The 12,924-nt window shown below is 44.9% G+C and carries 10 protein-coding genes; 7 read left to right on the top strand and 3 right to left on the bottom strand.

The window, feature by feature from the left end:
* Positions 1-311 precede the first annotated feature (311 nt).
* From phnX to phnW, 3 genes are all read right to left on the bottom strand, one after another.
* Positions 312-1,130, bottom strand: a complete 819-nt coding sequence (phnX, locus tag OCV44_RS15545) for a phosphonoacetaldehyde hydrolase (protein WP_139684399.1) — start codon at positions 1,128-1,130, stop codon at positions 312-314.
* Between the two features lie 97 nt (positions 1,131-1,227).
* A complete protein-coding gene (locus OCV44_RS15540; protein WP_139684400.1) occupies positions 1,228-2,685 on the bottom strand; it encodes an aspartate aminotransferase family protein in 1,458 nt (485 codons plus the stop codon).
* A complete protein-coding gene (gene phnW / locus OCV44_RS15535; protein ID WP_139684401.1) occupies positions 2,685-3,788 on the bottom strand; it encodes a 2-aminoethylphosphonate--pyruvate transaminase in 1,104 nt (367 codons plus the stop codon). Before phnW ends, OCV44_RS15540 begins: the two co-directional genes overlap by 1 nt.
* A gap of 350 nt (positions 3,789-4,138) precedes the next feature.
* On the opposite strand from phnW, the gene OCV44_RS15530 reads away from it, so the two are divergent.
* The 7 genes from OCV44_RS15530 (at position 4,139) to OCV44_RS15500 (ending at position 12,862) form a co-directional block, all read left to right on the top strand.
* Complete coding sequence (locus OCV44_RS15530; protein ID WP_139684402.1) at positions 4,139-5,149, top strand: putative 2-aminoethylphosphonate ABC transporter substrate-binding protein; 1,011 nt, start codon at positions 4,139-4,141, stop codon at positions 5,147-5,149.
* A 200-nt stretch (positions 5,150-5,349) separates the two neighbouring features.
* Complete coding sequence (locus OCV44_RS15525) at positions 5,350-6,771, top strand: FAD-dependent oxidoreductase (RefSeq protein ID WP_139684403.1); 1,422 nt, start codon at positions 5,350-5,352, stop codon at positions 6,769-6,771.
* A gap of 222 nt (positions 6,772-6,993) precedes the next feature.
* Positions 6,994-8,103: a putative 2-aminoethylphosphonate ABC transporter ATP-binding protein gene (locus tag OCV44_RS15520; RefSeq protein WP_139684404.1), complete on the top strand. Its 1,110-nt coding sequence runs from the start codon at positions 6,994-6,996 to the stop codon at positions 8,101-8,103.
* Positions 8,104-8,124: 21 nt separating this feature from the next.
* Complete coding sequence (locus OCV44_RS15515; protein WP_211349757.1) at positions 8,125-9,834, top strand: putative 2-aminoethylphosphonate ABC transporter permease subunit; 1,710 nt, start codon at positions 8,125-8,127, stop codon at positions 9,832-9,834.
* A gap of 67 nt (positions 9,835-9,901) precedes the next feature.
* Positions 9,902-10,606 carry a phosphonate utilization transcriptional regulator PhnR gene (phnR, locus tag OCV44_RS15510; protein WP_139684406.1) on the top strand — a complete coding sequence of 235 codons (705 nt, stop codon included), beginning with the start codon at positions 9,902-9,904 and terminating at the stop codon, positions 10,604-10,606.
* 136 nt (positions 10,607-10,742) lie between these two features.
* Complete coding sequence (locus tag OCV44_RS15505; RefSeq protein WP_139684407.1) at positions 10,743-11,645, top strand: EamA family transporter; 903 nt, start codon at positions 10,743-10,745, stop codon at positions 11,643-11,645.
* Positions 11,646-11,845: 200 nt separating this feature from the next.
* Complete coding sequence (locus OCV44_RS15500) at positions 11,846-12,862, top strand: TRAP transporter substrate-binding protein (protein WP_009845626.1); 1,017 nt, start codon at positions 11,846-11,848, stop codon at positions 12,860-12,862.
* The last annotated feature ends 62 nt before the right edge of the window (positions 12,863-12,924 follow it).

The following is a 12,924-nucleotide window of genomic DNA, read 5'->3' as shown; positions in this document are numbered from 1 at the left end:
TGGCCTATAAAGCGATAACTTACTGGCTAAGACACTGCGACCGTAAGCAAATCAAGGCGTTGATTCAGGTAGAGCTTTTAAGACACTACTAATATATTGTTAGTCTGATTGCGTATGAGAGTCAATCGGATTGTTAGGGTTTATAGTTGTTAAGGCGCTATTTATAACTTTTTTGTTGAAAAATTGTTGTCTCAAATCTTGGAAACGAAGAAACCTCGTATCATTTTTAGGTGATATGAGGTTTCATTTTCATGTGTACTGAATGTTTGGCTACATAGCCTGAGTTGTAGGGGGGAGCGGAGGTTAAGCTGTTAAGGGCGCTCACCTGCTAACAAACGTTTTTCAATGTTCGCAATAACACCTGGTAGATCTGCAATGGTATCGATTAGGTAGTGTGGGTTTGATTTGTTTAGTTTCACGCTCGCTTTTTCACGTGCAGCTGCAAGTGTTGTCTCGTCTGCATCTAAATATTCTTGATACGTTAAGCCTGCTTCGTTCCCCGATAATACAAGTCCAACTGTCCACATGCCTGCGTTGTGGCCTTCATCGATCCCTGGTGCTGCGTCATCCACTTTTACACAAGCAGCAACGCTGGTTACGCCAAGGTCGATTACGTTTTTAAGCGCCATGAATGGAGCGGGGCGACCGCCTTGAGGTAAGTCATCAGTCGCTACTATGTTGTCAGGAAGGTAACCGTAATCTGCTGCGGCTGGAATTAGCACATCCATCACCTCTCGTGGGTAACCTGAACAAGAGCCTATCTTCACGTTCTTCTCTTTTAAGTTATTCACCACTTCAATCGCGTTTAAAATTGGCGCTGCGTGGTCGGTTACTTTCGCTTTTTGAAGAGGCATGAATGCCGCGTAGATCGCATCAACGTCTTCACTTGTCATTGAGCGTCCGAACTGAGCATTCCAACGAGCGTCAACAGCTGGAATTCGACCAACCGCTTGGATGTGCTCCCATTTGCCGATACCCATAGGTTCACGCGCTTCTGCTAGGTCGATATCAAAGTCGAAACCTTGCTTGAACGCTTCTACAAAAATACTGGTTGGAGCAAACGAGCCGAAATCAACGATAGTGCCAGCCCAGTCGAAGATAACCGCTTGGATAGGTGATGTCGTGTTCATAATAGTGTCCTATTTCTGTGTCACTCCCAGTTCAAGTTATTGGAAGGACGAATGATTGTTTTAGGTTATTGGTTTAAATGTTGATTTAGAGAATGAACTAAAGGTATTCAAAATCTTTGCAGACTTTGGCTATCGCTTTTTCGAAGACAGACAGAGCGACTTCTAGTTCGCTGCGGCTGATGATCAATGGTGGGCTTAATTGAATCACGTTACCTTGTGACACCTTAAAGCTCAGGCCATCGTTCAGGCATTGATAAAGCACCGCTTCCGCTTCATCGAAAGCTCGGGTTTTGGTTATATGATCGGTGACCAACTCAACGCCCCAAAGCAGCCCGATGCCGCGAACGTCGCCAATGACTGGGTATTTCTCTTTCATTTTAAGCAGTTGTTCACGAACGAATACGCTGTCTGCTTGCACTTTTTCAAGTAGGTTTTCTTGCTCAATCACTTCCATGGTTGCGAGTGCTGCCGCACAGCCAATAGGGCTTTTCTCATGGGTATAGTGTCCAAGTGATACTTGCGCTGCCGTGTTGTATTCGTCTTTGGTAACCATGGCCGCAATTGGAACTAAGCCGCCGCCAAAACCTTTACCGATACAAAGGATGTCAGGCTCGATATCAAACGCTTGGTGTGTGAACCATTCACCGCTACGACCCATGCCATTTGGGATGTCGTCGATGATCAACATGACGTTGTGCTTATCGCAGATCTCACGGATGCGCTTCCAATAAGCTTTGCTTGGTACTTGAACGTCTGTGTTACGCACTGCTTCCGCAATGAAGGCACCAATGCCACCTTCTTTTTCAATCACGTACTCAAGGTAATCAGCGTAGTGCACATCACATGCGGTCTCGTTCGCATCGCCTGAGCTACACTCACTTAACGGAAAACTATCGCGAAGCGAAAAAGAGTCATTAAACGGAAAAGCACCACGATAGGAAACCGCTGGTGGAATACGTTCTACGCCAGCCATTAATGGCCCCATGCCTTCGCGGAAACAAGCTTCGCCACCCACTGAAATTGCATCGAGTGACGCACCATGGAAGGAATCCCATAATGACACTACTTTGAAATTGTTGGTGACATGTCGAGCAAGTTTGAGTGCCATGCCGATCACCGATGTACCACCCGGAGCAAACAACACGCGATTCAAATCACCACCGCAGATCTGGGTGAGTTTTTCCGCGCACTGAACGGCAGTTTCATTGGTGAAGCGACGCGGTGAAAACGGCAATGACTTCATTTGCTGAGTCACTTTATTGATGATGTGTGGGTGGCCATAACCTAGTTGATGAACGTTGTTGCCGTGAAAGTCCATGTACTTCTTGCCCGTCGCATCTTGAATGTAGATGCCTTCAGCAGCTTCAAGTGTGTCTAGGCAAGGCGTTGACATGGCTTGATGAAGAAACACGTCAGAATCACGTTTTAACATCGCTTGAGTCGCATCATCGTTTAGCGATTCGTTCCATTTTTCGCGTGCTGGCGTGGTGTTCACATCGCCTTCGCTTCGAAAGTGTGTGGCCTTTAGAATCGGCTCTTGATTGGTCGTCGTCATTATTTGATGTCCCAGTACATAGCGTTTTTTACTGAGCTAATGAGAGCTTCAATGTCTGACGGGTAAACTTCACCGATGTTACCGATTCGAAAGCAGTCTGCGTTTGAAACCTTACCTGGGTAAATCACAAACCCTTGTTCTTTCAAACGGTCATAGAATTCCTTGAATTGGTAATCACTATGAGTTGGAGAATAGAAAGAGGTGATGATAGGTGAGTGAAGATCATCATTGAGTAACGGTTCAAAACCGAGAGAGCGCATGCCGGCAACCAGTGTGGTTTGGTTGGTTTGGTAGCGATTATGACGAGCTTCGATACCGCCTTCTTGCTCCAATTCAAGTAGAGCTTGGTAGAAAGCGCGCACTGTATGAGTCGGAGAGGTGAAGCGCCATTTACCTTGGTTGCTTTCCATGCAGTGCCATTGGTCAAACAGGTCAAGGCTTAATGAGCGAGCTTGGCCTTTGCACTTTTCCAGTTCTGATTGCTTAGCAATAACAAAGCCGAACCCGGGTACGCCTTGAATGCATTTGTTTGCCGAGCTGATCATGTAGTCGATGCCTAAGTCAGCAATATCCATAGGAATGCCACCAAAACTCGACATAGCATCAAGAATGACGGTTTTGTTGTGCTGCTTTGCCAATTTGGCAATGTCTTCAATTGGATTCAGCATGCCAGTGGTGGTTTCACAGTGGACAATCGCCACGTGAGTAATGTCTGAATCCATGGCCAATGCCGTTTCCATTTCGTTCAAGTCAGGCTGTGATGTTTCACCTGGGGAAACGACATGGCATGGAATGTTTAAATATTCTGCGATTTGAGCAATACGAGCACCATACGCACCGTTATCAACCACAAGAAGCTTACCGCTGTTAGAGATAACACTACCAATTGTTGCTTCAACTGAAGCGGTGCCGCTGCCTTGCATTAGTACGCTTGTATATCCCGCCTGTTTAGTTGCCAAAGACACTAGCTTGCTGCGGATCACTTCAACAACGTCTTTGTTGTATTCATCATCCCAAGTACACCAGTCTTTTAGCATCGCTTGGCGAACGGTTTCAGAAGTAGATAGAGGACCCGGCGTCAGCAGTAAGTATTCGTTTCTCATGTTTAATTCTCGTGATTTGTTTTTTTGGACTATACCAATATTTGCGGTTACTTTAACAACCAATTTAAACGGTCGTAAATAGCCCAAACGTCATTTCACAAAAGCTTCATATTTAAAACTGGCCACTTGTCTTGAGATATCCTCCGATCTTTAAACTGCCATTTTTTGTTCATTTAATCGTCATAAAAGCCAGTTAGCTTAATACTCGAAATCTGGTACATACCAAGTTAAGAGTGTGTGCTAACAACCTAAATGAATTTATGGATATAGGTGCCTTTGATAAGGCTTCTAGCTTTAACAACTTTAACCTTGGCAATTCCTAACCTTGGCATTAGGCCTGACTGGAGAAAATGATGAAAAACCGTTTTATGAAAGGATCACTTGCAGCGTTGGTAACTCTACTCGCTGGTAATGCTTATGCAGCACAGGAAGTGACGGTTTACACCGCTTTTGAAACTGACATTTTAGCGAAATACAAAAACGCATTTGAAAGTGAAAACCCAGACATCAACATCAAATGGGTACGTGATTCTACCGGGATCATGACGGCAAAATTATTGGCTGAGAAAAACAACCCTCGTGCAGAAGTTGTCTGGGGCCTTGCGGGTTCTTCAATGGCTCTACTTAAAGAAGAGGGCATTCTCAAGCCTTACACACCTCAAGGTGTAGAAGCATTACGCGTTAACCTTAACGACCCACAGTCCACTCAAGCTTGGTATGGTAATGACGCATTCTTCAATGCCGTTTGCTTTAACGAAATAGTTGCTAAGCAACTTAACCTACCGGCACCTAAATCTTGGGATGACCTAACTAAGCCTATCTACAAGGGCCACATTGCGATGCCAAACCCAGCGTCTTCTGGTACGGGTTACATGCAGGTTTCAGCTTGGTTGCAAAACATGGGTGAAGACCAAGGTTGGAACTACATGCAGAAGCTAGATCAAAACATCGCTCATTACACGCACTCAGGCTCGAAGCCATGTGTTCAAGCGGGTATGGGTGAAGTGGCTATCGGAATTTCTATGGCGAGCCGTGGTGCGAAGCTGAAAACTCAAGGCGCGCCACTTTCTGTGATTACACCGGAAGGTATCGGTTGGGAATCTGAAGCGGTAGGTCTTGTTAAGCCTTCAGATGCGGCGCAACGTGTTATCGATTGGTCTATTTCTAAAGCGGCAAATGAGCTTTACATCGAAATGTACCCAGTTGTTGGTCACCAAGATGTAACAGGTAAAGCAGAAAACTTCCCGAACGTAGAAAAGAACATGGCAAAAATGGACTTCGCTCGCATGGGCAGCGAACGTGCAGACGTTCTGAAAACATGGTCTGAGAAGTTCGACGCTAAATCAGAGCCAAAATCTTAATCGACTGAGCTAGTTAGTTTATTGGCTACTTAGTTAATTATCTACTGAGCTTATTAGATTACAAAGTTTATTCGACACATGGTCTATTAGACACGTAGTCCATTAGATATGCAGCTCATTAGAAGTTAGGAATCAGTAAAGGAGGGCTTCGGTCTTCCTTTTTTAGTTTTACACCTTTAGGTTTAAGTAAGGTACAACAAATGGCAAAGCACTACTCATATTGGTTCAAGCAAGCGTTGGAACAGGAATTTGGTAGCATCAAGGCGGGGCTAGAATCCACTAAACTGCTTCAAAAAGACGTTAACTGTGATATCGCCATTGTCGGCGGCGGCTATACGGGTTTATGGACGGCGATTTTAATTAAACAACAAGAGCCTCAAAAGCACGTTGTGGTGATTGAAAAAGACTTATGTGGCAGCGGTGCTTCTGGCGCCAACGGCGGTTGCATGCTGACTTGGTCGACAAAGTATCCGACCTTGAAAAAGCTCTATGGAAAAGAGCAAGCCAAATGGCTAGTTAAGGAATCTGAAAAAGTCATTTACGAGATCGAAGCCTTCTGTAACGAACACAAGATTGACGCGCATCTATATCGCAGCGGTACTTACTACACGTCGACCAATGAAGCGCAAAAAGGCGGAATGGAGCCTGTTGTTAATGAGCTGGTTAAGCAGGGTATCAATAGCTGGAAGAAGTGTGATAAGTCTTTGGCTGATAAAGCGGGATCTGATCGCCATATTGAGGGTTACTACTCAGAAGCTGCGGGCAGTATTCAGCCTGCGTTATTGGCTAGAGGTTTACGCCGAGTCGCGCTCGAACTGGGTGTCGAAATTCACGAAAACACAGAGATGATGTCACTTGAATATTGTTCCCCCGCTCGAATTCAAACCAAAGGCGGTTCCGTATTTGCGGATAAAGTGATCTTAGCGCTCAACGCGTGGATGCTCGATCACTTCAAAGAGTTCAAACGCAGTATTGTGGTTGTCTCTTCCGATATGGTGGTGACTAAGCCAATTCCAGAAAAGCTCAAACAGTTTGGCCCCGAAAAAGGAGCCGCAGTGGTGGACTCACGTATCTTTGTTCACTACTACCGTGACACTGAAGATGGACGACTCATGTTGGGTAAAGGCGGCAATAAATTCTCGTTTGCCAATCAAGTTGAAAGTATGTTCAACCAAACGACTAATTACCTACCGATTCTCAATCAATCTTTCCAGAAGTTGTTCCCTAAACTGGAACAAAGTGAATTCGATTACAACTGGTCGGGCGGTTCAGACCGATCCGTCACCGGATTGCCATTTTTCGGTAATCTCAAAGGCCAAAACAACATCTATTATGGGCTCGGTTACTCAGGTAATGGTGTGGCTCAAACTCGCATGGGAGGTAAAATTTTGTCTTCAATGGTGTTAGGAGATGATAACGAATGGACACGTAGTGGTTTAACTAGCGGTCCACGAGGCTATTTCCCACCAGAGCCATTCCGTTGGGTCGGTGCCATGATGGTTAGAGATGCTGTTCGAAGAAAAGAGAACGCGGAAGATTCGGGTAACACGCCATTATGGCTAGATAAACAGTTATCCAAACTCGCAGGTGCGGCGGGCAAAGCCGACAAGGTTGAATCGTAAACTAATCTAGCGTTCAAGTTTGAGGTATACACGAAGGCTCTCAGTGACTTTTTGGTTGGTCATTGAGGGCTTTCTGAATTAACTTTCAAAGCTGAACGAGTAGCAATCTTTAATGCTTATTATTTCTGCAATATAACTGTCATTTAGCTTCTATAAATTTGTCACTCAATTGCAATGTTCAAAGTTTAAATTTGGTATATACCATTTAAAGAGTGCTGTAGTATGAGCAACCAAACTTATTTGAATATTGAAAACGTTGTAAAGCAATTTGGCCAATTTACAGCGTTAAAAGACATCTCCCTATCGATAGACAAAGGCGAGTTCGTCTGCTTCCTTGGCCCCTCTGGCTGTGGAAAAACCACCTTATTACGTGCGATTGCAGGACTGGATTTACCGACCTCAGGCTCAATTGAGCAGAATGGAGCGGATACGACCTTCTTGCCACCAGAAAAGCGTGACTTTGGCATCGTGTTCCAGTCTTATGCTTTGTTTCCAAATCTCACCGTTGAAGAAAACATCGCGATTGGGTTGAAGAACCAAGGGATGTCGACCAAAGAAGCTCTTGAGACGGTTGAATCTTGGTTAGAAACTATTGGTTTACGAACATCTGGCCAGAAATACCCGAATCAATTATCAGGTGGACAACAGCAACGTGTGGCGCTCGCTCGCGCATTGGCTCTTTCTCCAGGTTTGTTGTTACTGGATGAACCGCTGTCTGCTTTGGATGCGAAGGTAAGAACACACCTGCGTGACGAGATTTGCCAACTGCAACGCAAGCTGGGGATCACCACTATTATGGTGACGCATGATCAAGATGAAGCCTTAACCATGGCCGACCGAATTGTGGTGATGAACCATGGTGTCATTGAGCAAGTCGGTGCCCCACAAGAGATCTACCAAAAACCAGTCAGTCGTTTTGTCGCTGAGTTTGTTGGCAGCATGAACTTCATTCAAGCTTCTGTCGCTGCGCAAGGCAAGATGCGTATTGCTGAGTCAATGCTACCGTTACCTCGCTTAGATAATCTCACGCCAAATCTAGGTGAGGTTTTTGATATTGCCGTTCGTCCAGAGCAAATCCAATTTGTTGATCGTTTTAGTGAATCCTTACCCGTGAGAATCGTATCAAGCGAATTCTTGGGGGCGTTTTATCGTGTTGAGTGTCAATTGCAACATGACTCAACGGCGAAAGAGATCATTGTCGATGTATCAGTCAAAGAGTTCAACCGATTGAAACTGCGTCGCAGCGATATTCGCTACGTAGCATTTGATCAAGAAGGCCTAAGAGCTTACTCATCGAAAAGCCTGCAAGTGATGAAAGACGAGGCGGCGTAAATAATCATGGAATCGACTCAAATGATGCAATCTAAGCTGCTAATTCAACGACGAGTAACGCCTTTTCTTGCTCGGTTAAGTAAAGACAACGTAATCCTATTCGGGCTTCTCGCTTTTTTGTCTGTGGTCATGACGCTATTCATTCTGATGCCACTGTGGGCAATGTTGAAAAAGAGTGTTCAGAACGCAGACGGTGAATTTGTAGGACTACAGAATTTCGCAACGTATTTTGCTTCGCAGAGCCTCTGGCAGTCGGTAGGTAATACGTTTACGCTTGGGCTGTTAGTAACGGTTGTCGTGGGTGTATTAGCTTTTGGTTATGCCTATGCGTTGACTCGTTCATGTATGCCTTTCAAGGGGCTTTTTCAGGTGTTGGGTTCAGCGCCGATTCTAGCTCCTTCTTTGCTTCCTGCGATCAGTTTGATCTTCTTATTTGGTAACCAAGGTATCGCCAAAGAAGTATTAGGGGGAAATTCGGTATACGGTTTGATTGGTATATCACTCGGCTTAATATTCTGGACGTTTCCACACGCCCTAATGATTTTAACTACTTCATTGAGAACCTCTGATGCTCGTCTGTATGAGGCGGCGCGTGCACTCAATACTTCATCATTAAAAACCTTTTTCATGGTGACCTTACCTGCAGCCAAATATGGTTTGATAAGCACTCTGATCGTGGTATTTACGCTGGTGGTTTGTGACTTTGGTGTGCCAAAGGTGATTGGTGGCAGTTATAACGTTCTATCGACTGACATCTTTAAACAAGTGGTTGGGCAACAGAATTTCTCTATGGGTGCAGTAACCAGTATTTTGTTGCTATTGCCTGCACTGCTTGCGTTTACAGTGGATCGCTGGGTTCAAAAGAAACAGAAGAGCTTGTTTGATACTCGATCCGTCGCGTATCAACCTGAACCATACACTCTACGTGATGGCTTCTGTTTGCTCTATTGCACCATCATCTCTGCTGCTGTGGTTATCGTGCTGGGTATGGCGATATACGGTTCTATGGTCACTTTCTGGCCTTGGAACAAAGCGCTAACGTTAAATAACTATAACTTCGCAGAAATGAGTACCTACGGTTGGACGCCGTTCTTTAACTCGTTAACGCTTGGCGCTTGGACTGCTATTATCGGTATGGTTCTGATTTTCTTGGGTGCATATTGCATTGAGAAAGGCAGAGCATTTGGTCCTGTTCGTCAAGCAATGCAGATGCTCAGTGTGGTCCCGATGGCGGTTCCGGGTATGGTGTTGGGTTTGGGGTACATCTTCTACTTTAATGACTTGAGCAACCCACTTAACTTTTTGTATGGCACGATGGCGTTCTTGGTGATCAACACCGTGGTTCACTACTACACGGTAGGGCATATGACGGCATTAACCGCATTAAAACAGTTGCCTGAAGAGATAGAAGCGACGGCGGCTTCGGTTAACCTACCGCAATACAAGCTGTTCTTTAAGGTGACGGTGCCGGTTTGTTTGCCTGCGATTTTAGATATTGCGACATACCTGTTTATTAATGCACTTACCACGACATCTGCGGTAGTATTCTTGTATTCTACCGATACGATACCTGCGTCAGTTTCAGTACTGAATATGGACGATGCGGGACAAACCGGTGCAGCAGCAGCCATGGCGGTGATGATCATGATATCGGCAGCGAGCGCGAAGTTGATTCATATGCTAATCAACAAGCTATTCGAGAAACGCACCCAAGCTTGGCGTAAACGCTAGCGAACCATTTTATATTGCAGTTGGCCAAGGAGTGGCTGACGACAAGAACAAGACTGAAGGAAATGAAGTGCAGTACGTAAAAATCAAAGATGTCATCGTAGAGCAGATAGAGTCGGGGATGTTAACGCCACGACAGAAGCTGCCTGCAGAACGTAAGTTGGCTGAGTCGTTTGATACGACACGAGTTACGTTACGTGAAGCGCTGTCTTCACTTGAAGCGGAAGGGCGTATTTACCGAGAAGACCGCCGTGGTTGGTTTATATCGCCAGCTCCACTGCGTTACGACCCAACACAAACACTGAACTTCACTAATATGGCTTTGTCGCAGAATCGTAAGCCGAAAACAGAACTAGTGGCAGCGAAAGGCATGTTAGCAACCAAGGAAGCAACTAAGCTTCTTAATCTTCAACCATTTTCGGATGTTTATCGAGTCGACAGAGTGCGTTACCTTGAGGACAGACCGGTTGTGTATGTGACCAATTACATTCGACCAGAGTTGTTCCCTAATTTGCTGGACTACGACTTGTCTAAGTCATTGACTGACATCTACCGAGAGCACTTTGGTGTGGTATATCAGAAGATCCGTTACCGAGTGAGCACAACATCTTTGCTTGGCGAAACCGCGCAAGCTCTGCGTGCAACTTCAGGTTCTCCGGCTATGGTGGTTGAGCGTGTTAACTATAATCAAGATGGTGATTTGATTGACTGCGATATTGAATATTGGCGTCATGATGCGATCAGCATTGAGTCGATTGCACAGCTAGAACGATAGTCATACGTAGAATGCTGGCATATCTGCAATTATGCACGATCGCCTAATTGGAACGCTTAAAGGTCTCTTACTCGGAGGCCTTTTTTATCATCCGTTGTCAGCCGTTGCGCTTATTCATCAATAATTTAGGAATGAAATGGAATTCTCTGCCATTGTCATCGTGATAATTTCGGCTTTGCTTCATGCGGGTTGGAACGTTTTAGGTAAATCTAATCAAGGTTCGGGCTCGTCTTTCTTTCTGGCTTCTGGTTTTGCCGCCGCAGCGATTTTGACTCCCTATTTGATTTGGTATGTTCACAACGTCGGCTTTGAAAACATCACAATTCCATTCTGGCAATTGCTCTTCTTGAGTGGTATCTGCCAAATCGTCTATTTGATTGGGCTAGGGACTGCCTATAAACAAGCAGATATCGGCGTGATCTACCCAATAGCAAGAGCACTACCTGTGTTGATGGTTGGTTTGGGTACTGTGTTGATAGGTTATGAATTGTCGACAAATCAATGGATTGGGTTCACTTTAATAACATTAGGCTGCTTGTTTGTACCACTTAAGCAGTTTTCAGAGCTTAGGTTAAAAGCGTATCTGAACCTTGGCGTGCTGTGGGCGTTAATCGCCGCTATTGGTACCACGGGCTATTCCATCATTGATAAAGAAGCGTTACTACTATTAGAACCGTTAAGCACATCTATTATCACAAACAAGCACACCGCGATTTTCTACCTAGGCATTCAGTTTTGGGCGATTGTGATTCCGCTGAGTGTTTGGTTATTCGTAACCAACCAAAGAATCGAGTTTACTAATGCTTGGATACTGCGAAAGAAAGCCACGCTTGCAGGCATTATGATGGCTTCGACTTATGGTTTGGTGTTATTTGCGATGACTATGACAGAGAACGTCAGCTTGGTTGTCGCTCTTAGGCAAGTAAGTATCATCTTCGGCGTAGTGATGGGGATCTACTTTTTAAAGGAAAAGTGGCACGTTACACGTGGTGTAGGCGTCGTTTTTATCATTGCAGGTTTAATTATCTCACTGACTTAAAAAGAAATTAAACTTTACCTCCAACCTATAATGTGACTTTTCAGTCGCATTTTTCTTATTGATAGCAAACGTTTTACTAATGTTAAAGATGTGATCCTTCTCATAGACAAGGCTGTAAAGTTACCGGTAACATCCAACTCAACGTTACCGGTAACATATAATTACAAACCGGACTCTGTGAAACTCATAAGGATACCCAAATGAAAGCTCTGACTAAAACGCTGATTGCTGCCTCCCTCACTGGTCTATTTGCTACTTCAGCAATGGCTGCAGACTTTAAACTTAAAATTCAATCTTCAGATCCTTCTGGTGACTTGAACTTCAAAGTTCAGCAGAAGTGGGCTGAGCGCGTAGAGACGATGTCTAACGGACGTATTGATATCGATCTTCTGCCTGTAGGCGCTGTGGTTAAGCACACAGAAACGCTAGGCGCGATCAAAATGGGCATCCTAGATGGTCATATCACAGCAACAGGTTACTTCTCTGGTAAAGATCCAGCATTTGGTCTTATCGGTAACATGGTTGGCGCATGGTCAGACACAACACAACTGCTTCAGTACATGAACTACGGTGGTGGTAATGAACTAATGACCGAACTGTACAAGCCTTACGGTGTTCAATTTGTTGGTGCTTCTACGACGGGTGTTGAATCTTTCATTTCTAAAAAGCCAATCGATGGTGTTGCGGATCTTAAAGGCCTGAAATTACGTGCGCCTGAAGGCCTAGTTCAACAAGTATTTGCAGCCGCGGGTGCAACTCCAGTAAACCTGCCGGGTTCTGAAGTATTTACTGGCCTAAGCAAAGGCGTAATTGATGCCGCGGACTACACGGTATTCTCTACCAACCAAAAAGCGGGCATGAACGATATCGCTACTCACCCAGTTCAACCGGGTTTCCACTCATTGCCGCTTATCGATATCTCTATTTCTCAGAAGAAATGGGACAAGATGCCAGCTGATCTACAAACAATGCTGCAAACATCAGTGCGTGATTTCTCTTACGACATGACGACTCAGCTGAAAATGGCTGACCAAGCTGCGCTTAAAGAAGCTCAAGCGAACCCTGAAATTACTATCCACGACTGGTCTCAAGAAGAGCGTAAGAAGTTCCGTGAAATCGCGAAAGGCCAATGGAAAGTATTTGCAGAGCGTTCTGATAACGCAGGAAAAGTTTACACTTCAGTAACAGTGTTCCTAGAAGAAAACGGCTTACTGTAATTTAAACTTAGCTAACTGACGGGGGAGGGCATTGCTCTCCCGTATTCTCCCAGGAAATTTGG

It is taken from the genome of Vibrio tasmaniensis (genome assembly GCF_024347635.1).
In the GTDB taxonomy this organism is placed as follows: Bacteria; Pseudomonadota; Gammaproteobacteria; order Enterobacterales; family Vibrionaceae; genus Vibrio; species Vibrio tasmaniensis.
The sequence above is the reverse complement of the archived record's forward strand: the minus strand, read 5'-3'. Positions and strand labels throughout refer to the sequence as shown.

What these genes read in the sequence shown, in the direction of transcription:
- phnW (WP_139684401.1), bottom strand. Translation starts at nt 3,788, where the DNA reads ATGAGAAACGAATACTTACTGCTGACGCCGGGTCCTCTATCTACTTCT.
- OCV44_RS15530 (WP_139684402.1), top strand. Translation starts at nt 4,139, where the DNA reads ATGATGAAAAACCGTTTTATGAAAGGATCACTTGCAGCGTTGGTAACT.
- phnX (WP_139684399.1), bottom strand. Translation starts at nt 1,130, where the DNA reads ATGAACACGACATCACCTATCCAAGCGGTTATCTTCGACTGGGCTGGC.
- OCV44_RS15540 (WP_139684400.1), bottom strand. Translation starts at nt 2,685, where the DNA reads ATGACGACGACCAATCAAGAGCCGATTCTAAAGGCCACACACTTTCGA.
- OCV44_RS15520 (WP_139684404.1), top strand. Translation starts at nt 6,994, where the DNA reads ATGAGCAACCAAACTTATTTGAATATTGAAAACGTTGTAAAGCAATTT.
- OCV44_RS15505 (WP_139684407.1), top strand. Translation starts at nt 10,743, where the DNA reads ATGGAATTCTCTGCCATTGTCATCGTGATAATTTCGGCTTTGCTTCAT.
- OCV44_RS15500 (WP_009845626.1), top strand. Translation starts at nt 11,846, where the DNA reads ATGAAAGCTCTGACTAAAACGCTGATTGCTGCCTCCCTCACTGGTCTA.
- OCV44_RS15525 (WP_139684403.1), top strand. Translation starts at nt 5,350, where the DNA reads ATGGCAAAGCACTACTCATATTGGTTCAAGCAAGCGTTGGAACAGGAA.
- OCV44_RS15515 (WP_211349757.1), top strand. Translation starts at nt 8,125, where the DNA reads ATGATGCAATCTAAGCTGCTAATTCAACGACGAGTAACGCCTTTTCTT.